General features: G+C 64.7%; 1 pseudogene. It reads right to left on the reverse strand.

Annotation, left to right across the window (positions count from 1 at the left end):
- Positions 1-360, reverse strand: a pseudogene (locus NE591_RS13355) (excinuclease ABC subunit UvrC); the annotation flags it as partial.

Raw genomic sequence — 360 nt, forward strand, 5'->3', positions numbered from 1 at the left:
CGCGCACCTGCTTCACCAGGTACAGCGACGCCGAGCCTGAGGGCAGCACCACCGGTCCCGTGTCCTGCCAAGGCACGAACAGCTCCTCGTCGCGCTTGCCCAGACCGCAAATGGCGATGTCGTCGATCCCCATCTCCTCGAACATGGCGAGCGCCGCCGTCAGCTGCGGCTTTCCGCCGTCCAGGATGATGAGGTCCGTCTTGCTGCCGAAGCGCTCGTCGCTCAAACGTTCCGGCGCGTAGCGGCGCCGCATCACCTCCTGCATGGAGAGGAAGACGTTGGCCTCGTCGAGCGGCGTCTTTATCTTGAAGCGGCGGTACTGGTTCTTGTCCGGCTTTCCGCCGGTGAACACCACCATGG

It is taken from the genome of Adlercreutzia sp. DFI.6.23 (assembly GCF_024462535.1).
GTDB lineage: Bacteria > Actinomycetota > Coriobacteriia > Coriobacteriales > Eggerthellaceae > Adlercreutzia > Adlercreutzia rubneri.